This is a genomic window from Citromicrobium sp. JLT1363, assembly GCF_000186705.1.
In the GTDB taxonomy this organism is placed as follows: Bacteria; Pseudomonadota; Alphaproteobacteria; order Sphingomonadales; family Sphingomonadaceae; genus Alteriqipengyuania.
In genome coordinates, this window is record NZ_AEUE01000008.1 from 245422 (window position 1) to 264750 (window position 19329).

Below are 19329 nucleotides of genomic sequence, written 5' to 3' on the forward strand. Positions count from 1 at the left end.
GGGATCGGAACGGGCCGAGGGGCGCCTTTGCCAATCCTGTCGCTTCAGCGCAAGCGCTTTAATCGGCCAGACCGGCAACCCGGCCGATCTGCCCGTATTACCCGGCAGCCAGACGCATGAGCGTGGTCAGCCAGTTGCCCTGGCCCGGCCCGGCAACGGAGCGCTGCACCGCAGTCTTGGGTTCCGGACAGCCGAGGCAATACACGCTCATGCCGGGGCGTTCCATCAGGCGTTCCATGTCGTGCGCAACGCGGGCGGGGGTCTGCGCCTGCTGGCGCGCGACCAGGGCGAACAGGTCGCCGCCGGAGCCCCGCGTGTCGCCGCCCAGCATCTGGGCCAGCAATGTCTGGAACTCGTCGGCACCGCCACCCAGGAAGGCGGCATGCCAGTCGCCGTCTTCCAGTTCGGCCTGCTCGGCCACCCAGGCGAGGGCGGCGTCGAGATCGCCGAACTGGTCCACGAGGCCATTCTGGCGGGCGGTACCGCCATCCCAGACGCGGCCCTGGCCGATGGCGTCGATCTGCGCAGTGCTCTTCCCGCGCGATTTGGCAACGATCCGCAGGAAGCGGTCGTACCCGTTTTCGATGGAGGCCTGCAGAATCTGCTCGGTTTCGGGATTGAACCCGGCCACGAAATCGGGCTGTCCCGATAGCGGCGTGGTGGAAACGCCATCGGCGCTCACGCCCCAGTCGTCCGCCAGCCGTTCGAATGTCGGCAGGACGGCGAAGATGCCGATGGAGCCGGTGATCGTTTCGGGCTCGGCAAAGATGCGGTCGGCGGGGGTGGAGACCCAGTAGCCGCCGCTGGCCGCAACATTCGCCATGCTGACCGCGACGGGGATGTCCATCGCCTTGTGCCGCAGGATCGCCTCGCGGATCGCTTCGGACGCCAGCACCGATCCACCGGGCGAATCCACCCGCACGACCAGGCCCTTCAGGTCATCGTCCAGCGCATCGTCGAGCAGCTTGGCAATCCGGTCCCCCCCGGCGGTGCCGGGCCCGGCGTCCCCGTCCACGATTTCGCCCGCGATGGTGACGACGCCGATCGCATCGCCGCTATCGTCCATCGGATTGTCGTCGAGCCAGGCCCCAAGCTCGGTTCTGGCGAAGGCGCCGGGCGCCTTGTCGCCCGGATCTTCGCCAGCGATTTCCGCGACGCGCTCTCCGAAGTCGGTCCAGCTGCCCAGCTTGTCGACGATGCCCGCATCCAGCGCGGCCTCGGCAATGTCGCCGTCGGCGGACTGCACCCATTGCGCCGGGGTCTGTGCCACACGCTCGATATCGATCTTCGGCCGCGCCTTCTTCACCCGCGCCTGCCATTCGCTCCACAGCTCGCCATAGAGCGCCTGCGCGTTCTCGCGCGCGGGCTCAGACATGGAATTGCCGAGATAGGGTTCCACCGCGGACTTGTAGGTGCCCACCTTGAACACGCGCGCGTTCACGCCGAGCTTGTCGAGCAGTTCGCCATAATACAGGCGGTTGCCGCCGGTCCCGGCGATGACCGCGCCGCCCAGCGGATCGAGCCAGACTTCGCTCGCGTGGGCGGCCAGCCGGATGCTGTCGTCTGTGTAGGCGGTGCCATAGACCAGCACGGGCTTTTCGGCGGCCGTCACCTTGTCCATCGCCGCGCCGACTTCGCGCAGGTGGACGGCGCCCGCGCCCAGAAATTCGCGCAGGTCCAGCACGACGGCCTTGATCCGGTCGTCCTCGGCTGCGGTTTCGAGCGCGTGGATCACGTCCTGCACGTCATGCTCGCCAGTGGGCGCTTCTCCGGAGAAAAGGACGGCGAAGGGATCGAGAGGGGCGGGCTCTTCCACGATGAACCCGTCGAGGTTCATCAGCAGCGCGCCTTCCTTGATCGCCGCGGCATTGGGCCGCGCGGTCAGAATGGCAAACAGCAGCGCGAAGAACAGCAGCAGGAACACCAGCGAGAGGCCGTCCTTGATCGCGACCAGCAGTTTCCAGACGTTCTTCGCAAATTCCATGAGGCCCGTTTCCCGTAGCTTTTAGCTTCCCATCCCTAAAGGCGCTGAAGGAATGTCGCCAGCCGAATGTGCTTGAGCGACCTACATGGCTCGACTAGTGGCATGGCCTCGATGGCTTCCGCAGGATCACCACCCGGCACGGGCTCCGGTCGCTTCCCCGCAGGGGGGCATGCCTTTCCCCATCCCAGTCTGACCGGCATCGCCCAGCTGGAGCGGCACGAGATCCTGTACCTGCTGCACGAGGCGGAGCAGTGGGTGGAGTTCAACCGCCAGCCGGACAAGCACTGCGATCTTCTGGCGGGGATGACGATCATCAACGCCTTCTTCGAAAATTCCACGCGCACTCTGCTGAGCTTCGAGATCGCGGGCAAGCGGCTGGGGGCGGACGTGGTCAATATGCATGCCGCGCAGTCGAGCGTGAAGAAGGGCGAGACCCTGCTCGATACCGCGATCACACTGAACGCGATGCGCGCCGATGCGATCGTGATCCGGCACGGGTCGAGCGGTGCGGTCGATCTGATCGACGGCAAGGTGGACTGCCCGGTGCTCAACGCAGGCGACGGCAGCCACGAACACCCCACCCAGGCGCTGCTCGATGCGCTCGCGCTGCGCCATGCGCTCGACGAGCGGGGCGAGGGCGCGGAGGACTTCACCGGACTGGTCGTAACGATCTGCGGCGACATCGCGCATAGCCGCGTGGCGCGCTCCAACATCCTGTGCCTTCAGGCGCTGGGCGCGAGCGTGCGGGTATGCGCGCCGCCTGCGCTGATGCCTGCGGGAATCGAGATGATGGGCGCGAAGCCCTACGTCGATTTCGATGCCGCGCTGGACGGGTGCGACGTTGTTATGATGCTGCGCCTTCAGGCCGAACGGATGAGCGGGCAGTTCATCCCCTCGACCCGCGAATACCATCATCTCTACGGGCTGACGCAGCAGCGGCTGCGCCGCGCCGCGCCCGATGCGCTGGTGATGCATCCCGGCCCGATGAACCGGGGTGTGGAAATCGACAGCGATGTGGCCGACATGCTCGACCGCTCGATCATCACCCGGCAGGTGGAAATGGGCGTGGCCGTGCGCATGGCGTGCGTCGACGTGCTGACGCGCCGCGCGCGGCAGTTGCCCGGCTGGGAAAGCCCGCTGGGGCAGGGACAGTGGAAGTGAGGGGGCGGCGATGAAGCAGACGCGGCCACTCACCCTCGCCAACGGCAGGCTGGTCACGCCCGATGGCGTGCGCGATGGCGGCGTTCGTATCGTCGATGGCGCGATTGCCGCGCTCGGCGAGGATGTGGCGCAGGACGGCGATGAAATCGTCGACGCAAAAGGCGCGCTGATCGTGCCCGGTCTCGTCGATCTGGGCGTTTTCGCCATCGACAAGCCCGCGTTCCACTTCGGCGGGATTACCCGTGCGGCGCTGATGCCGGACCAGTCCCCGCCGCTCGATCTGCCGAGCCGCGTCAACTACATCGCCAAAAGCGGCAAGCCCGATCTGTGGGTCCATCCGCTCGCCGCCGCGACCCGCGGGCTCGGTGGGGAGGAGTTGGGCGAGGTCGCGCTGATGCGCGAGGCCGGCGCGCGCGGCATCGCCACGGGGCGCGGCTGGATCGCCGATAGCGGCGTGATGCTGCGCGTTCTGCGTTATGCCGCGATGCTCGATCTGGTGGTGGTCTCCCATGCCGAGGATAGCGGGCTGGCGGGCGATGCGGTGGCCACGGCGGGCGAGATGGCAACGCGGCTGGGCCTCCCCAGCGCCCCTGCCGAGGCCGAGGCGCTGGCCGTGGCCCGCGACATCGCGCTGGCAGAGATAGCCGGGGCGCGATTGCATTTCAGACAGGTGACCACCGCCGCCGCGCTCGATCTGGTGCGCGGCGCGAAGGCGCGCGGCGTACCTGTGACTGCCGGGGTCACGCCCGCGCACTTCATGCTGTCGGACCTTGCGATCGGCGACTTTCGCACCTTCGGCAGGCTCTCGCCGCCGCTGCGCAGCGATGACGACCGGCACGCGGTGGTCGCCGCGATTGCGGACGGCACGATCGACGTGGTCTCCAGCGGACACGATCCGCGCGGGCCGGAGGACAAGCGGCTGCCGTTCAGCGATGCCGAGCCGGGCATGGCGGGGGCCGAAACGCTGCTGTCCTGCACGCTGACTCTGGTGCGCGACGGGGTGATCGATCTGCCGCGCGCGTTCGATCTGCTGGCGGGCGCGCCTGCCCGGCTGCTCGGTGTCGAGGCCGGGACGATCCGCGAAGGCGCCGAAGGCGATATCGCGCTGGTCGATCAGGAAAAACCGTGGGTGGTGGACCGCCGCAAGATGGAAGCGACCGCCGATAATACGCCCTTCGACGGTCAGCCCATGCAGAGCCGCGTGCTTGGTCTGTGGAAGGGCGGCGTCAAGGTCGACTGACGCCGCGCGCTTACCTGCTGGCGACGCGGCGTCCGGAATCGAGCGTGCCCGGCAGCGGCCTGCTCTGCTCCCACGCGATGCAGCCCTGGCCCTTGGCCTTCACCGAGGCACATAGCGATCGCGCGCTCGACGAGGCGAGATTGCCCGCCGAAAGACGATAGTAGATCTTGCCGCGCACCCTGGCGCGGGTGATGACCTGCTCGCGGTCCGAAATCTGCGGATAGCGCTTGGCCAGAATGGCCCATCCGCGCTTCGCGTCGGCTTCGCTGCCATAGCTGCCAAGCTGCACCAGATGCGTGCCGCCAGCCAGCGCGCTTGCCGTATCGGCACGTTCGCGTGCGGGGGCGGGGGTGGCGGGCCTGGGTTCGGGCTTCGGAGCCGGTGTGGATGCGACGGAGGTGCGCACGGGCGTGCTCTGCACGACCGGATTGCTCACCACGCGCGAGGCCGCGCTGGTGTTCTCACCGCCGAATGCGCGGTCGAAATCAGCCGGGTTCGTCTGTGTGCCGCCACGCGCGCCGACCGGCTGGGCAAGCGGCTTGAGTTCGCGTGCCGCGCCGTTCGCGGCGAGCAGGTCGACGGGAGGCAATTCGCCGCTCGCAGTCGCCGGGGCCGCTTCGGATGCCGCCGCGGCCTGTGCCAGCAACTGCTCGGGCGCCGTGGCGCCGTTGATCGCCAGCCGCGTCGGCATTCCTGCATCGACCTGGGGCTGCACGCCGAGCAGCGCAGCCACCCGCGCGGTGTAATCCTCGGGCCGGGCGACGCTGGCCCATTGCGAGATGCGCTGGTCCAGTTCGGCAGGATCTACATCTTCTGCCGCGAGGATGCGCGCAGACGCCCATTCTCCGCCCAGCGCGTTGGCATAGGCGAGGTTCTGGCGCACGATGGGCGTGTTCTGCCCGCTGCGCAGCGCGTTAGTGAGAATCTGCGCCCCCATTTCCGGGTTTCCGGCAAGGGCATAGGCCAGGCCGAGATCGGCTGGGTCCATCGCGTCGCGCCATTCCTCAAGCGTTTCGATCGCGGCGCTGTTGTCGCCCAGCGCAATCGAGGAGAGCACGAAGCCGAGCGCGGTGCGCGGGCTTACATCGCCCAGCACCAGCGCATCGTCGAAGGCTGCCCGCGCGGACTGGAAACGACCGGCGGCGAGATAGGAATGGCCCAGTTCCGCCTTGGCTGCGGGATCGCGCGGTGCGGCCAGAGCCGCCTGCTCTGCAATCGCGATCGCCTTGTCCGTCTTGCCTTCGCTGCGCGCTTCGGCAGCCGATGCGAGAGCCTTGGGGCCCGAGCCGCCCGAACCAGCGGTACAGCCGGTGAGCGCCAGCGTTCCGCACGCGGCACCGATCAGCAGGGCCTTGGAAAATGTCTGGCGGATCATGGAATTATCCCTCCTGGTGGGTTCGCGTCTGGACGCGGGCAATAAGTGGATCGAGCTCGGGCATTTCAGCGAACATCGCGTCCACCGCTTCGGTTACGAGAGACTGCGCGCTGCGGCCCGTGAGCGTGCAGGCCATGCGCAGCTTGAGGTGGCGTTCGGCGTCGAGCCGCAGGGTGAATGCGGTGCGTTTGCCCCTGGTTGTGGGCATTGGCGCCACGGGATCGTCCGAAACGGGATTGCTGGCCGCCAGCCGTGGGCGCGGCAGGCGCGGCGCGCGTTCGTGGATCGGTGTGACGCTTGCGGAGTGCGCTTCCTCCGCCGCGTTGCCCCTGGCGTGACGATCCAGCGGCGCGAAATCGCCTTCGGTCGTGTCGTCTTGGGCAAGATCGTCTTCGACCTCGTTGGTATTGCTGGCGACGGCATGGCTGCCGGAAGCAGCGCTCTGGGTGTCGCTCGTCTGGAGCTCCGCACTCCCCGCATCGGGGCTGTCGGCGGTGGCACCCTCCTGGGTGGTTTCGCCAAGGTCGTTCCAGCCCAGGTCTTCGAGACGGTCCGCTTCCCCGCCGTCGGTCACGCCCGGCTGGTGCGGCTGCGCATTCGTCAGCGCGTCCGAAATCATCGGCGACTGGCGGCGCATGGCCGGCTTGGCCCCGCCCTTGCGGGCAAGCAGTGTCGGTGACAGCGAGGCGAAGCTCATATCGGACATGCCGGCGGCGCCTCCTACTGCGCGATCCGGCGGCCGAAGCCGCCCTGACGCGGGGCGTAGGGCATGTGAACGGTTGCCCCCGGGGCGGAGAACACCGTGCGGCGGAAGTTCTTTTCCAGCCGGTCGGCGACATAGTTCCACAGCGCGGCGACCTCTGCCGAGGACCGGCAATCGGGGTCGATCTCCATCACCGTGCGCCCGTCGATCATCGACGCGGCGAAATCGGTGCGGTGATGCAGCGTGACCGGCGCAACCGTGCCATGCTGGCTCAGCGCAACGGCGGCTTCGGAGGTGATGCGCGCCTTGGGCGTCGCGCCGTTGACCACGAAGATCAGCGGCTTGCCCGCGCGCTCGCACAGGTCGACCGTGGCCCCCACCGCCCGCAGGTCGTGCGGGGAGGGGCGGGTCGGCACGACGACCAGCTCGGCGACCGAAATCACGGACTGGATCGCCATGGTGATGGCGGGCGGCGTGTCGATCACGGCCAGCTTGAAACCCTGGCCGCGCAGCGTGTTGAGGTCGTGCGCAAGGCGCGCGACGGTGGTCTGCGCGAAGGCGGGATAGTCCGCCTCGCGCTCGTTCCACCAGTCGGCGAGCGAGCCTTGCGGGTCGATATCGATCAGGACCACGGGCCCCGCGCCTGCGCGCTGTGCCTGCACCGAAAGGTGGCCTGACAGCGTGGTCTTGCCCGATCCGCCTTTCTGTGAAGCCAATGCCAATACCCGCACTGGGCGTACCCCCCGAATGATGCGTTTCTGTCTCGCGCTTCGGCCCACGCATGGCCCGATGCACGCGAATGCTTCGCAGGATACCCTTTATTTTGGGTTAAACCGGGCGGTCGCGCGCCGGCCGCCAGCGGCGCGGGGCGGCCCCTGCTGGGCGTCGCGAAACGGGGCGGCGGCCATGGGGGCGTGGCGTGCCGGGCACTACGGTGGTAATTGCGCGTTAACCAACTGGCGCTAGCGCAACCGTGAAGTATTGCGACAATCTGCCTTTGGCCAAGGACGGGAAACCCATGACCATGCGAAGCACCGAAAGAAAAGGGCGTAGCTTTGGCCTCAAACTGGTCCTTGCCGGGGCGCTCCTGACCGCGCCCGGACTGGCGCTGGCCGATGTGAATACGGGCGTCGCCGCGTGGCAGCGGGGCGATTATGCGACCGCAGTTGCCGAATGGCGCGAACCTGCAGGGCAGGGCGACGCCGATGCGCAGTTCAACCTGGGCCAGGCCTATCGCTTGGGCCGCGGGGTGGAACAGAACACCCGCCAGGCGGAAGTCTATTACGCCAAGGCAGCGGCGCAGGGCCACCTGAAGGCGGCCGACAACCTTGGCCTGCTGCTGTTCCAGAACGGGCGGCGCGAAGATGCCATGCCCTACATCCTCGATGCGGCGGGTCGCGGCGATCCGCGCGCGCAGTATCTGCTGGGCATCGCGCACTTCAACGGCGATCTGGTGGAGCGGGACTGGGTTCGCGCCTACGCGCTGCTGACGCTGGCGAATGCTGCCGGTCTGCCGCAGGCGGCGGGCGCAGTGCGGCAGATGGATACGCATATTCCGCTGGACCAGCGCGAACGCGCGCAGGCGCTTGCGCCCCAACTGAAGCGCGAAGCCGATGCGCGGCGCACCAGCCGTCTCGCCGCTGCCGACCTGGGGAGCAGCCCGCCTGCACCCGCGCGCCCCTCTGCCGATCCCGCCAGCAGCGCCACGCCTGCCAGTGCCATGGCTTCCGCGCGCGCCGCGCGCGTGCCGCGCCCTGTCGAAGAGACGCGCGTGCCGCCGTCGGTCATTGCCGCGCAGTCCGCGATTGCCGAGGCGAGCCGGGTCACCGGGACCGAAAGCCCCGCCGATGCCGGGGCGACCTTTGCGCGGCGGTCCGCGCCTGCGGCAGTCGCCAGTCCAGACTATGTCGAGCCCGAGCCCACGACACCCGTCGTCGCGCGGGCAGCCCCGCAACCCGAACCGCGCCCCCAGGCGAGGGCGGAGCCGCGCGCGCAGCAGCCTGCCTCGCCAGGCACGCAGACGCGCGCAATGGGCGGCCCGTGGAAGGTCCAGCTCGGCGCCTTCGCGGTCGACGGCAATGCGGAACGCCTGTGGGCGCGCCTCAAGAGCCGCGCCGAGCTGGCCGGTGCCAGCCGCGTGCTCGAACCCTCGGGCCGCGTGACGAAGCTGCTCGCAGGCGGCTTTGCGAGCCGCAGCGATGCGCAGAACGCCTGCAATGCGCTCAAGCGCGGCGGGCAGGACTGCCTCGTAACCCGTTAGACGGCTTCGCTGGTTGAAATCTGTCGGCGCTCACGCGTCGTCCGTCGATCGCAATTCCCCCGGCTCCGCTACGCTGCTAAGCAGCAGCTCAGGGGGATTCTTCATGAGCAGCACCGACGACCTGCGCCGTGCCGAGCGCGCGTTTACCGACACCGATGATGCGACGCCCGATCAGGTCAAACCCCTGTCGGCCAGCGGCGGCAACCGCCTGCTCAGCCTGGATTTCACGCGCGGAATCGCTGTGATGGGCATTCTGGCGGCGAACATCGTCGCCTTCGGACAGCCGATGATCGCCTATATGTGGCCCGATGGCTTCCTGACGCCGCACGGGGAAACATCCGACTGGATGTGGGTGGCGCAGTTCGTGCTGGTCGATGGCAAGATGCGCGGCCTGTTCACCCTCCTGTTCGGCGCGGGGATGATCCTGTTCCTGGAAAAGGCGTGGGAGCGGGGCAAGGGCCGGGATCTGCAATTGCGGCGATTGCTATGGCTGCTGGTGTTCGGCCTCGTGCATTTCTTCTTCATCTGGCGCGGCGATATCCTGACGCTGTACGCGATGTGCGGCATCTTCTGCCTGCTGTTCGTCAAATGGCGCCCCCGAACTCAGCTGGGCGTGGGCATCACATTCTACCTGGTCGGCGCAGCGCTGTTCACCGCCATGTCGGCTTTCTTCTACTGGGTGATGGAAGCGGGCGGGGCACAGGCCATGGCCGCCACCGGGGCCGAGAGCGGCGGGCCATCCGATCCCGAGCAGGTGCGCGCGCAGTTCGAGGCGATGAAGACCCAGGGGCTCGACACCGCGCAGGTCGAAACGCCGATGATCCAGGCCGGCGATTACCTGGGCTGGGTGCAGTACAACCTGATCGAGCACTGGGCCGAGCCGCTGAGCGGGATCCTGATCTTCGGGTTCGAGACGATCCCGCTGATCCTGATCGGCATGGCGCTGTATCGTTTCGGCCTGTTCGACGGCAGGATCAACGCGAAGAAGCAGGCGATCTGGGGTTCGATCGGCGTACTCGTCGGCCTCGCAGGCTCGCTTGCGATCGGCCTCTGGACGCTGGAGCGGGACCTGAGCTTCTATTCCACCTTCATGAGTTTCGTGGGGACCAGCACCTTCGTCCGCCTGCCTTTCGTGATCGGCCTTGCTGCGCTGCTGGCCCTGTGGGGGCCGAAGGCGACCGGCTGGCTGGGCTCTCGCGTAAGCGCGGCGGGCCGGATGGCCTTTTCCAACTACCTGGGCACCTCGGTGCTGATGCTGTTCGTCTTCCACGGCTTCGCGCTGGGGCTGTATGGCGAACTGACCCGCCCGCAGCTCTACATCGTGGTGGTGGCGACCTGGATCATCATGCTGGCGTGGTCGAAAGCGTGGCTGTCGGTCTTCCGCTTCGGCCCGCTCGAATGGCTGTGGCGTTGCCTCACCTACGGCAAGCTGTTCGCCATCCGGCGCTAGCAAGCGCCGACGGCCTGAGAAGGAAAAGTCACAAAGCCTCTTGTTTATGAGAACAAGTCGCATTAACAAGAGTCCTGCAAGCCGTTCGCAGGAGTTCTTGCCGCAATGTTTATCTGCATCTGCAACGCCATCAGGGAAACCGAGCTGCGCCGGGCGGCGCGGCATTGTTCGGGCGATGCGGAAGCCTGCTACGCGATGCTCGGCAAGCGGCCGCAATGCGGATCGTGCCTGTGCGATGCGGACGATGTCGTCTTCGAAGAGCGCGAGCTTGGCCTGACTCCGGCTGCAGCCTAGACCCATTCTCAATTGGAACACGCCTTTGAGAGGCGCTTGCAAAAGCCCGGAATTCCGGGCTTTTTTCGCGTCCGGCCCTTGCGCGCGCTGCCTCGCGCGGCCATGACACCCGGCAACCACCAGTCACAGGAGTACGGGCCATGAAGGGCGATCCCCAGGTCATCGACTATCTCAACAAGGCGCTCACCAACGAATTGACCGCCATCAATCAGTACTGGCTGCACTACCGCGTGCTGGCCGACTGGGGCGTGACCAAGCTGGCCGAGTACGAGCGCCACGAATCGATCGACGAGATGAAGCACGCCGACTGGCTGGCAGAGCGTATCCTGTTCCTCGAAGGGCTTCCGAACTTCCAGGCGATCCACAAGCTGAAGGTCGGCGAAACGGTGGAGGAAATCCTCAAGGCCGATCTCGCGATCGAGATGGAGGCGATCCCGCTGCTGAAGGACGCTGCCGAATACGCCAAGAGCGTGAAGGACTACACGTCGGAGCAGCTGTTCGAGACCATCCTCGCGAGCGAGGAAGAGCATGTCGATTTCCTCGAAACCCAGTTCGACATGATCGAACGCATGGGCCTGCAGAACTACGTCCAGCTGCAAAGCCACCCGGCGGGCGAGGGCGAAACGGGCGCAGGCGCGCCCTGATCCTGCCTAGCTCTTGCGGTTATGGGAGGCCCTGCTCGCGGGGCCTCTCGCCGCAATCCACGTCTCGCGGAAGAAGAAGGACAGCCCGGTAATCAGCAGGGCCATCGTCGCCACCCACAGGATGGCGATGAGCGTGCCGATCTTGAAGGTGATCGAGGCCGAAATGAACAGCGCGGCGATCAGCACGCTGATGAGACCGGCGGCCGCAGTGGAGAACATCACCGCACGCTGCGAAATGCCGCGTCGCCGCTCCAGCCACGCCACCTCGTCGGAACACGGCTCTTCGGGCTTGTCCTCGTACTTGGCTTCCAGCCGCTCGATCCGGTTGGCGACCCAGGTCAGCCGCGCCATCATGACGTTCATGATCGATCCGATGCCCACCAGCAGGAAGGCCGGGGCAAGGCTGAACTGAAGCATCTGCAGCACGCGCGGTGTGCTCGATGTCTGTTCCAGAATGCTCAGCGCGGCCTGCGGGGTGGCGATGGCGAGAAGATCCATCACTTGTCCTCTGCGTAGGGATTCTTCGATGGTTTGAGCACCACGCGCACCGGCACCGCGCCGAAGCCGAGTTCGCGGCGGATGCCGTTGACCAGATAGCGTTCGTACGAGGTGGGCAGCATGTCCAGCCGGGTGCCGAACACCACGAAGCGCGGCGGCCGGGTGCCGGCCTGTGTGATATAGCGCAGCTTGATCCGCTTTCCGCCGGGGGCGGGCGGCGGATTGGCTTCCAGCGCGTGATCGAACCAGCGGTTGAGCGCCGAGGTCGAAACCCGGCGGCTCCATGCCTCGCGCAGTTCGAATGCGGCGGTCAGCAGCGCGTCGAGCCCCTTGCCGGTCTTCGCGCTTACCGCGATCACCGGCAGTCCGCGCACCTGCGCCAGCCCTTCGTCGAGCGCGAAGCGGATGCCGTTGTAAAGCTTGCTGGGCTCCGCCGCGACATCCCATTTGTTGATCGCGATCATCAGGGCGCGGCCCTCTTCCAGCGCGAGGCTGGCGATCTTGAGATCCTGATGCTCCAGGCCCTGGGTCGCATCGAGCATCAGCACCACGACTTCCGCGAAATCGACCGCGCGGCGTGCATCGGCAACCGAGAGCTTCTCCAGCTTCTCCACCACATTGCGCTTCTTGCGCATGCCTGCGGTGTCGATCAGGCGGATCTCGCGCGTGTCGCCGCTTTGCGGATCGGTCCATTCCCAGTCGATGGCGATCGAATCGCGGGTGATCCCGGCCTCGGGCCCGGTCAGCAGGCGGTCCTCGCCCAGCAGCCGGTTGATGAGGGTGGATTTGCCCGCGTTGGGCCGTCCGACGATGGCGAGCTTGAGCGGCCCGGTCGGCACGCCGTCCTCGTCCTCGTCCTCGCCTTCGTCGATTGCCAGCAGGGCATCGCCTGCTTCCGACTTTTCTCCGATGATCGGCCACAGCGCCTCGAACAGATCGGCGGTGCCTTCGCCATGCTCGGCGGAAATTCCGAGCGGCTCACCCAGACCCAGCGAGTAGGCGTCGAAGATGCCTGCGTCCCCGCTGCGCCCCTCTGCCTTGTTGGCAACAAGGATCACGGGCACGTCGGCGCCGCGCAGCCAGTTGGCGATCTCGCTGTCGAGCGGGGTAACCCCGGCGCGCGCGTCCACCACGAACAAGACCGCATCGGCATCCTCGATGCTGACCTCGGTCTGCATGCGCATCCGCCCGGGAAGCGTGCTGGGGTCGTCGTCTTCCCACCCGGCGGTATCGACCACGGTGAAGCGCATGCCCGCCAGCGTGACATCGCCGAAGCGGCGGTCGCGCGTGACGCCGGGCTGATCGTCGACCAGCGCGAGGCGCTTGCCGACCAGCCGGTTGAACAGCGTGGACTTGCCCACATTGGGGCGACCGATGATGATGACACGTGGAAGCATGGCTAGGCCGCGTGAGGTGGAGGTTCGCGGGCCACTTGGCAAGCGGCGTCAGCGGGTAAACGAAGATGGTTGATTCGCGTTAACCACCTTTGCGAGGGTGATCGAAAGACGAAGCGGCAAGAATTTGCCGCATGACAAACCGCCCTCACATCCTCCTTGCCCCCCTTGCAGCTCTTGCCGCAACTATCGGAATTACGCAGGTTTCTCATGCGAAACCGGTAGTCCTCCCCGTGGCGAATGCGGCAACGAGCGGCCAGGAATTGCCGGCCTACCTGCAATGCGTGCCCTATGCGCGGGATGTGACCGGCATCGATATCTACGGCGATGCGCATACCTGGTGGCAGCAGGCCGCCGGTCGCTACGGGCGGGGCAATACGCCGCGCGTCGGTTCGGTGATGGCGTTCGCGCCCACCAGCAAGATGACGCTGGGCCATGTGGCTGCAGTGGCGCGGGTGATCGATTCGCGCACCGTGCTGCTGGACCACGCGAACTGGTCGCCGATCGATGGCCGTCGCGGCCAGATCGAGCGCAATGTGAAGGCGGTGGACGTCTCGCCGAACAACGACTGGAGCCAGGTGCGCGTGTGGTATCACCCGCTGCAGGCTCTGGGGACGACCGCGTGGCCCGTGCATGGCTTCATCTATCCGGACGGCAAGGCGCAGCCGCGTCAGCGATTTGCACAGGCGCAGACGCAGCGCAGCGCGCCTCAGCCGACCCGCGAGGAGCCCTCGCGCGCGTTTCTGGCGGCGTTTTCGAATACCCCCGAGCGCGCCTCGCCCGAACGCAGGGCGCCGCGTGCCGCGGCCAGCAGGCCTGCGCCCCGACTGGCCTACGCGACGGCCCGTCCGCTTGCGCCGCGCGGCAATAACGACCGCGCCGACGCAGTGGTCGAGCGCGCGGTCGCGCTTTACGAATGATGTAAGCTAGTCGTCGAGCCTGGCGACGGGGGCGTCTTCGCCCAGATCCTCGAACCAGGCTTCGACCGGACCTTTGAGCTTCAGCGTCAGCGGCTGGCCCTTGCGATCCATCGTGCGGCCCGCCTGAACGCGGACCCAGCCTTCGGGAATGGAATATTCCTCGATATCGGTGCGCTGGCGCCCCTTTAAGCGGATGCCCACGCCGCGTTGCAGCGCCGCCTGATCGAAATGCGGGTTACGCGGATTGACCGACAAATGCATCGGCGGCACGTCCGCGCCCTTGTCTGCCGCGGGTTCGGGCGTGTTCTCGGGGCTCTGTTCGGGGGTTTCTTCGCTCATGGCGCAGGCCGATAGACAGACCTGAAGGGCCTGACAATACGGCACAAGAGGCGCGGGGTCGCGCCCGGCCGGTCAGTCGGGCGTCATGCTCGATCGATAGAGCGAAAAACGCCGCGCCTGTGCCGTGCGCAGACCGGCGTCGCACCGCTCCCGGTCGATCTCGCTGGTCCAGGAACTGCGTACGAGCAGGGGATTTCCGCCCGGGCCATCCTTTTCCAGCTCTTTCGACGAGAGGCGGCCATTGGCCGGATCGACGGGCGGGACCATCGGTTTGCGGAGCATGTCAGCTCGATTGTTCATATGCGGCCCATCCAAATTTGACATTTTCGTTACGTTATCCCGAAGGTAAGTAACAAAAGCGTCATAATCAAGTCCGTACGCGGTTCGGCGAGGATATCGGCGGAGTGCTTGCCCTTTGGAGCGAGAGGCTCTAGACGCGCCGGTCTGTCGTGAATGGCATCTGCCGTTCGCGCGTCCTCGTTCGGATTGCGGGCGTGGCGGAACTGGTAGACGCGCTTGGTTTAGGTCCAAGTATCGCAAGATGTGGGGGTTCGAGTCCCTTCGCCCGCACCAAGCTCCCGCCGCGCGATGCAATCGCCACCACTTGTCGGAAAGCACGTAAGACACACCCCATGCAGATTAACGAGACCACCAATGAGGGCCTGAAGCGCGAGTATCGCATCGTGATTCCGGCGAGCGAGATCGACGACAAGATCAAGGCCGAGGTGAAACGCATCGCCCCGCAGGTGCGCATGCCTGGTTTCCGCCCGGGCAAGGTGCCCGCCAATCTGGTGCGCAAGATGCACGGCGAACAGCTGCACGCGCAGGTGGTGAACGACACGATCCAGTCCTCGGTCGACGAACTGATCAAGGACAAGGGCCTGCGTCCCGCAATGCAGCCCGCCATCGAACTGAGCGAAGGCTACGAGGAAGGCAAGGACGCCGAGATCGACGTCAAGCTGGAAGTTCTGCCCGAGATCGAGGCGCCGGAAGTCGATGGCCTGAAGCTTGAACGGCTGGTCGTGCCCGTGGACGAGAGCGCGATCGAGGAAACGCTTCAGCGCATCGCGGACCAGAACAAGACCTACAAGGATGCCGCCAAGACCAAGAAGGCGGCCGATGGCGATCAGGTCATCATCGATTTCGTCGGTTCGATCGACGGCACCGAATTCGAAGGCGGCAAGGCCGAAGACGCCCCGCTGGTGATCGGATCGGGCACCTTCATCCCCGGTTTCGAAGAGCAGCTGAAGGGCGTGAAGGCGGGCGACGAGAAGACCGTGAAGGTCACGTTCCCGGAAGAATATCAGGCCGATCACCTGGCCGGCAAGGACGCCGAATTCGCCGTCACGGTGAAGGCGGTGAAGACGCCCGAGGACAGCAAGATCGACGACGATTTCGCCAAGAACCTCGGCCTCGAGAGCGCGGACAAGCTGCGCGAGCTGGTCAAGGCCCAGATGGAGCAGGAAACTGCCGGCCTCACCCGCACGCAGATGAAGCGCCAGCTGCTGGACACGCTGGCCGCCGGCCACGACTTCCCCGTGCCCGAACGCATGGTCGAAGCGGAGTTCGAACAGATCTGGGCGCAGCTGAGCCAGGAAGCGCAGCGCGAAGAAGATCCCGAAGCCGCGATGAAGGAAATCGAGAGCGAGCGCGACGATTACCGCCGCATCGCCGAGCGTCGCGTGCGTCTGGGCCTGCTGCTGTCCGAAATCGGGCAGGCGAACGAAGTGCAGATCAGCGGGCAGGAAATGTCCATGCTGATGCAGCAGGCCGCGCAGCAGTATCGCGCCGAGGATCGTGAACGCTTCATGCAGTTCATCCAGAACGATCCGATGGCCGCCGCGCAGCTTCGCGCCCCGCTGTACGAAGACAAGGTCGTCGACTTCCTGTTCGAAAAGGCCGAGGTCGAAGAGCGCGAAGTGACCCGCGAGGAGTTGGAAGCGGCGATCGAAGCCGAGGAAAGCACCGAAGCCGAAGCCGCCAAGGCAAAGAAGGCCCCCGCCAAGAAGGCGGCTGCCAAGAAGGCCCCGGCGAAGAAGGCTGCGGCCAAGTCCGACGATGCGTCCGACGACAAGAAGCCTGCCGCCAAGAAAGCGCCTGCCAAGAAGGCGCCCGCCAAGAAGGCCACCGCATCCACTGCGAAGGACGGCGAGACCAAGAAGGCCCCGGCGAAGAAGGCTCCGGCCAAGAAAGCGGCTGCGTCCACTGCCAAGGATGGCGAGGCCAAGAAGGCTCCGGCGAAGAAGGCACCGGCCAAGAAGCCCGCTGCCAAGAAGCCTGCCGCGAAGAAGGATTGATCCTCACGCCAGTCCTGGCGTCAAACCGGATAGAGCGGGGCGGTCGGCATATGTCGGCCGCCCCTTTTCGTATCGGCTATTGCGCCGGGTCGCCGGCGGCAGGTTGCCAGCGGTTGAAATCGGGCGTGGGGAGCGTGGCGGTGCGGGCGCGTTCGTAAGCGGCGCCCGCCTTCAGCACCTCCCAGTCCCGCCACTTCTGCCCGATGATCGACAGGCCGACCGGCAGATCCTCGACCCCGCCCATGGGCACGGTCAGGTGCGGATAGCCCGCGATCGCCGCCGGACTGCCAAAGCCGATGCTGCCGTTGAAATTGTCGCCATTGACGAGATCGCTCGTCCACGCGGGTCCGCGCGTCGGGGCGACGAGGAACTGCACATCGTTCTCCGCCATCAGCCTGTCGATCCCCTGCTGGCCTGCAAGGTGAATCGCATTCTCGCGCGCTGATTCATAGGCGGCGCGATCGGTGGTGGTTTCTGCCAGTTCGAAGATGCCCTGTCCGAACCAGCGCATCTCGGTTTGCGCGTTCGCCTTGTTGAAGGCGATCAGGTCGGCAAGACTGCGCGGAGTATCGCCGCCCTCGATGGGCGGAATCGAGCGCAAATACTCGCCCATCTCCTCGCGCAGTTCGAACAGCAGGATCTGGAAGCTGTCGCGGGACATTTCCTCGTCGGGCTCGAACTCGATATCGACCAGCACAGCCCCCGCGGCCTCCAGATCGCCGAGCGCCTGTTCGAACACGGCGCGGACATCGTCGTCGTCGCCGATCTGGCCGCGCATGACCCCGATCCGAACTCCCGCCAGCGAGGCGTCCTCCAGCCCCTCGGTAAAGTCGCGCTTGTAACGATCCGCTTCGGCGGTTGCCGGATCAGCCGGGTCGCTGCCTGCTATGGCGCCGAGTAGCATGGCGGCATCGCGTACGCTCATCGCCATGGGCCCGGCGGTGTCCTGCGTGCTCGAGATCGGCACCACATGCGTGCGGCTGACCATGCCCACGGTAGGCTTGAAGCCGACCACGCCGTTGATGCTGGCGGGGCAGGTGATCGATCCGTTGGTCTCCGTGCCGATGGCCGCCCAGGCGAAGCCCGCCGCGACCGCCGCGGCGCTGCCCGAGGACGATCCGCAGGTATTGCGGTCGATGCCGTGGGGGTTGCGGGTCAGCCCGCCCACCGCGCTCCAGCCGCTGGTCGAGCTGAAATCGCGGATATTGGCCCATTCGGAGAGATTGGCCTTGCCCAGCACGACGCCACCGGCGGCGCGCAGATTGGCGATCAGCGGGGCATCGCGTCCGGTATTATTGCCGAGCAGCGCCAGCGAACCGGCGGTGGTCGGCAGCTCGCGCGTTTCGATATTGTCCTTCACCAGCACCGTGCGCCCGCCCAGTGGCTCGCCGCCCAGGCCTGCAAGGGCAGCTTCACATACCGCGTCGGGATTGACCGATATGACCGCGTTCAGGCCATCCTCACCGCCATTCAGCTGCGCAATCCGCTCCAGCTGGGAACGTGCGTCCGATTCGGCGCGGCCCCCGGCACGCGGTAGCGAGCAACTGCTTTGGAGCGCCGCTTCAGCGGAAAAGGAACGCACTTGCTGCACGTCGTCGACCTTTCTTTCGGCGCTTTGAGCCGAAACGGGGGAGGTGGCAGCGAGCGCGAAGGCAAGGGCGGCGAAGGAGGCATGCAATTTCATGCCCGTGAACCTGCGTCAGCGGTCCGGCCCGGTCAATCGAGCAATCGGGAAAGATCGGCTCAGGCGCGCTCGTGCCGGTCTTGGCCCTCTGCCGACTTCTCCTGCGCAGGCTTCTCTTGCATTGCGAAGACAGACGGCCCCTTCGAAAGCTCTTCGGGCGAGGGCACGGGGTCTTCGCGGTAGACAGAGGTCTTGGCATCGTCCGCCAGGATCTTGAGCGGGTCGATCCCCTCTTCCTCCCAGATATCCTGGCACTTCTGGTACCATTCGACCGGCCCGATACCGAGATGGCTGCGCGCTTCGTCGATCGTCATCGCCAGCAGTTCGCGGATCGATTCCTCCGCGATCGGACGGCACGATTTGCCGGACCGCTTGGCATCGTGGATGGCGCGCAGCACGGGCGCCTTGGTCTTCACATTGGCCTTGATCACCGCCGCCCCGGCATAGCCCAGGATCAGGTGCCCGTGGCTGGGCCGCTGCTGGAAGACATAGGCACCCAGCGCCTGTTCGCCCAGCGTATCGCGGCCGATGGTGGTCAGCAGGTGGAGCAGGTCGTGCGTGTCGCGCAGGCGATCCGCATACCATTCGATCTGGTCGTCCAGCCGCGGGCGATCGCCGCGGAAATCGTCGTATTCCTGCACCAGACCCGCCGCGCTGAGGCCTTCACGCTCCATGTAGTCGCAATAGTCATGGGCGAGCGAGCCTGTGGGGTATTCCCGCCGCAGCATGTCGTGATCGTCGAGGATATCGGGCAGGAAGGGCTCGGTCTCGAACACGTACTGTCCGCGCTCTGTCGAAAGATACTCGCGGACATGTTCGGGCATGCCGAGCCACGGAAGATGTTCGAAGAAGCGGAAGACCTCGCTCGTCTTCTCCTTGTCCTTCTTGAACTCCCAGAAATGATGCCAGGCGCGGCGGATGTTGCGCTTCGCGGGCACGCGATCGGGGTGGGAGAAGGGGATGGTCGACAGACGCGACCCCGGGGTGCGAGCGACGGTGGCGGCTTCGGTCATGGCTATTCCCACACGCGGGGACGCAACCCGTCGCCGCACGACCCGCGGCGAACATGCTGTTCCGGCCCTCCGG

General features: G+C 66.3%; 18 protein-coding genes and 1 tRNA gene. 9 read left to right on the plus strand and 10 right to left on the minus strand.

Annotated elements, in window-relative coordinates:
• Positions 1-97: 97 nt before the first annotated feature.
• Positions 98-1984: a signal peptide peptidase SppA gene (gene sppA, locus ADAD_RS0113760; RefSeq protein ID WP_010414889.1), complete on the minus strand. Its 1887-nt coding sequence runs from the start codon at positions 1982-1984 to the stop codon at positions 98-100.
• 111 nt (positions 1985-2095) lie between these two features.
• Between sppA and ADAD_RS0113765 the strand changes: the two genes are divergently transcribed.
• Both ADAD_RS0113765 and ADAD_RS0113770 read left to right on the plus strand, forming a co-directional pair.
• Positions 2096-3145 carry an aspartate carbamoyltransferase catalytic subunit gene (locus tag ADAD_RS0113765; RefSeq protein WP_029140152.1) on the plus strand — a complete coding sequence of 350 codons (1050 nt, stop codon included), beginning with the start codon at positions 2096-2098 and terminating at the stop codon, positions 3143-3145.
• A 10-nt stretch (positions 3146-3155) separates the two neighbouring features.
• The gene (locus ADAD_RS0113770) at positions 3156-4385 is read left to right on the plus strand and encodes a dihydroorotase (RefSeq protein ID WP_010414894.1); all 1230 of its coding nucleotides are present in this window, start codon (positions 3156-3158) and stop codon (positions 4383-4385) included.
• A gap of 10 nt (positions 4386-4395) precedes the next feature.
• On the opposite strand, the gene ADAD_RS0113775 is transcribed toward ADAD_RS0113770, so the two are convergent.
• From ADAD_RS0113775 to ADAD_RS0113785, 3 genes are read right to left on the minus strand one after another with little or no spacing between them, the layout of a single operon-like run.
• Positions 4396-5760: an SPOR domain-containing protein gene (locus ADAD_RS0113775; RefSeq protein ID WP_010414899.1), complete on the minus strand. Its 1365-nt coding sequence runs from the start codon at positions 5758-5760 to the stop codon at positions 4396-4398.
• Between the two features lie 4 nt (positions 5761-5764).
• Positions 5765-6466 carry a hypothetical protein gene (locus ADAD_RS16435; protein ID WP_010414902.1) on the minus strand — a complete coding sequence of 234 codons (702 nt, stop codon included), beginning with the start codon at positions 6464-6466 and terminating at the stop codon, positions 5765-5767.
• A 14-nt stretch (positions 6467-6480) separates the two neighbouring features.
• A complete protein-coding gene (locus tag ADAD_RS0113785; protein ID WP_033193383.1) occupies positions 6481-7194 on the minus strand; it encodes a ParA family protein in 714 nt (237 codons plus the stop codon).
• 287 nt (positions 7195-7481) lie between these two features.
• Here ADAD_RS0113785 and ADAD_RS0113790 point away from each other — a divergent pair, with 287 nt between their 5' ends.
• The 4 genes from ADAD_RS0113790 (at position 7482) to bfr (ending at position 11111) form a co-directional block, all read left to right on the plus strand.
• On the plus strand, positions 7482-8723 hold the full coding sequence (locus tag ADAD_RS0113790) for an SPOR domain-containing protein (RefSeq protein ID WP_010414908.1): 1242 nt from the start codon (positions 7482-7484) through the stop codon (positions 8721-8723).
• A gap of 103 nt (positions 8724-8826) precedes the next feature.
• Positions 8827-10173: a DUF418 domain-containing protein gene (locus ADAD_RS0113795; protein ID WP_010414911.1), complete on the plus strand. Its 1347-nt coding sequence runs from the start codon at positions 8827-8829 to the stop codon at positions 10171-10173.
• A 105-nt stretch (positions 10174-10278) separates the two neighbouring features.
• Entirely contained in the window at positions 10279-10467 is a 189-nt protein-coding gene (locus ADAD_RS0113800; protein WP_010414914.1) for a (2Fe-2S)-binding protein, read from the plus strand.
• A 140-nt stretch (positions 10468-10607) separates the two neighbouring features.
• Entirely contained in the window at positions 10608-11111 is a 504-nt protein-coding gene (bfr, locus tag ADAD_RS0113805) for a bacterioferritin (protein ID WP_010414918.1), read from the plus strand.
• A gap of 6 nt (positions 11112-11117) precedes the next feature.
• On the opposite strand, the gene ADAD_RS0113810 is transcribed toward bfr, so the two are convergent.
• Together ADAD_RS0113810 and der are read right to left on the minus strand one after the other, a co-directional pair.
• Positions 11118-11609, minus strand: a complete 492-nt coding sequence (locus ADAD_RS0113810; protein WP_010414921.1) for a DUF2721 domain-containing protein — start codon at positions 11607-11609, stop codon at positions 11118-11120.
• Positions 11609-13006, minus strand: coding sequence for a ribosome biogenesis GTPase Der (der, locus tag ADAD_RS0113815; protein WP_010414923.1), 1398 nt, complete (start codon positions 13004-13006; stop codon positions 11609-11611). Before der ends, ADAD_RS0113810 begins: the two co-directional genes overlap by 1 nt.
• 230 nt (positions 13007-13236) lie before the next feature.
• Between der and ADAD_RS16440 the strand changes: the two genes are divergently transcribed.
• The gene (locus ADAD_RS16440; RefSeq protein ID WP_010414926.1) at positions 13237-13923 is read left to right on the plus strand and encodes a CHAP domain-containing protein; all 687 of its coding nucleotides are present in this window, start codon (positions 13237-13239) and stop codon (positions 13921-13923) included.
• 6 nt (positions 13924-13929) lie between these two features.
• Here ADAD_RS16440 and ADAD_RS0113825 read toward each other — a convergent pair whose 3' ends face one another.
• Together ADAD_RS0113825 and ADAD_RS0113830 are read right to left on the minus strand one after the other, a co-directional pair.
• Entirely contained in the window at positions 13930-14262 is a 333-nt protein-coding gene (locus tag ADAD_RS0113825; protein WP_010414929.1) for a DUF3297 family protein, read from the minus strand.
• Between the two features lie 72 nt (positions 14263-14334).
• Positions 14335-14544 (minus strand): hypothetical protein, encoded by a 210-nt coding sequence (locus ADAD_RS0113830; protein ID WP_010414933.1) that lies wholly within the window; start codon positions 14542-14544, stop codon positions 14335-14337.
• A gap of 206 nt (positions 14545-14750) precedes the next feature.
• Here ADAD_RS0113830 and ADAD_RS0113835 point away from each other — a divergent pair.
• Both ADAD_RS0113835 and tig read left to right on the plus strand, forming a co-directional pair.
• Positions 14751-14835: transfer RNA gene (locus ADAD_RS0113835), tRNA-Leu, on the plus strand.
• A gap of 59 nt (positions 14836-14894) precedes the next feature.
• Positions 14895-16559, plus strand: a complete 1665-nt coding sequence (tig, locus tag ADAD_RS0113840) for a trigger factor (protein WP_010414935.1) — start codon at positions 14895-14897, stop codon at positions 16557-16559.
• 76 nt (positions 16560-16635) lie between these two features.
• Here tig and ADAD_RS0113845 read toward each other — a convergent pair whose 3' ends face one another.
• Positions 16636-18243: an amidase gene (locus ADAD_RS0113845; protein WP_010414939.1), complete on the minus strand. Its 1608-nt coding sequence runs from the start codon at positions 18241-18243 to the stop codon at positions 16636-16638.
• A 59-nt stretch (positions 18244-18302) separates the two neighbouring features.
• Positions 18303-19256 (minus strand): Coq4 family protein, encoded by a 954-nt coding sequence (locus ADAD_RS16070; RefSeq protein WP_010414942.1) that lies wholly within the window; start codon positions 19254-19256, stop codon positions 18303-18305.
• Between the last annotated feature and the right edge of the window lie 73 nt (positions 19257-19329).

What these genes read in the sequence shown, in the direction of transcription:
- ADAD_RS0113810 (WP_010414921.1), bottom strand. Translation starts at nt 11,609, where the DNA reads ATGGATCTTCTCGCCATCGCCACCCCGCAGGCCGCGCTGAGCATTCTG.
- ADAD_RS16070 (WP_010414942.1), bottom strand. Translation starts at nt 19,256, where the DNA reads ATGACCGAAGCCGCCACCGTCGCTCGCACCCCGGGGTCGCGTCTGTCG.
- tig (WP_010414935.1), top strand. Translation starts at nt 14,895, where the DNA reads ATGCAGATTAACGAGACCACCAATGAGGGCCTGAAGCGCGAGTATCGC.
- bfr (WP_010414918.1), top strand. Translation starts at nt 10,608, where the DNA reads ATGAAGGGCGATCCCCAGGTCATCGACTATCTCAACAAGGCGCTCACC.
- ADAD_RS0113765 (WP_029140152.1), top strand. Translation starts at nt 2,096, where the DNA reads ATGGCTTCCGCAGGATCACCACCCGGCACGGGCTCCGGTCGCTTCCCC.
- ADAD_RS0113830 (WP_010414933.1), bottom strand. Translation starts at nt 14,544, where the DNA reads ATGCTCCGCAAACCGATGGTCCCGCCCGTCGATCCGGCCAATGGCCGC.
- ADAD_RS0113795 (WP_010414911.1), top strand. Translation starts at nt 8,827, where the DNA reads ATGAGCAGCACCGACGACCTGCGCCGTGCCGAGCGCGCGTTTACCGAC.
- ADAD_RS0113790 (WP_010414908.1), top strand. Translation starts at nt 7,482, where the DNA reads ATGACCATGCGAAGCACCGAAAGAAAAGGGCGTAGCTTTGGCCTCAAA.
- sppA (WP_010414889.1), bottom strand. Translation starts at nt 1,984, where the DNA reads ATGGAATTTGCGAAGAACGTCTGGAAACTGCTGGTCGCGATCAAGGAC.
- ADAD_RS0113845 (WP_010414939.1), bottom strand. Translation starts at nt 18,243, where the DNA reads ATGAAATTGCATGCCTCCTTCGCCGCCCTTGCCTTCGCGCTCGCTGCC.
- ADAD_RS0113800 (WP_010414914.1), top strand. Translation starts at nt 10,279, where the DNA reads ATGTTTATCTGCATCTGCAACGCCATCAGGGAAACCGAGCTGCGCCGG.
- ADAD_RS16435 (WP_010414902.1), bottom strand. Translation starts at nt 6,466, where the DNA reads ATGTCCGATATGAGCTTCGCCTCGCTGTCACCGACACTGCTTGCCCGC.
- ADAD_RS0113770 (WP_010414894.1), top strand. Translation starts at nt 3,156, where the DNA reads ATGAAGCAGACGCGGCCACTCACCCTCGCCAACGGCAGGCTGGTCACG.
- ADAD_RS0113775 (WP_010414899.1), bottom strand. Translation starts at nt 5,760, where the DNA reads ATGATCCGCCAGACATTTTCCAAGGCCCTGCTGATCGGTGCCGCGTGC.
- der (WP_010414923.1), bottom strand. Translation starts at nt 13,006, where the DNA reads ATGCTTCCACGTGTCATCATCATCGGTCGCCCCAATGTGGGCAAGTCC.
- ADAD_RS0113825 (WP_010414929.1), bottom strand. Translation starts at nt 14,262, where the DNA reads ATGAGCGAAGAAACCCCCGAACAGAGCCCCGAGAACACGCCCGAACCC.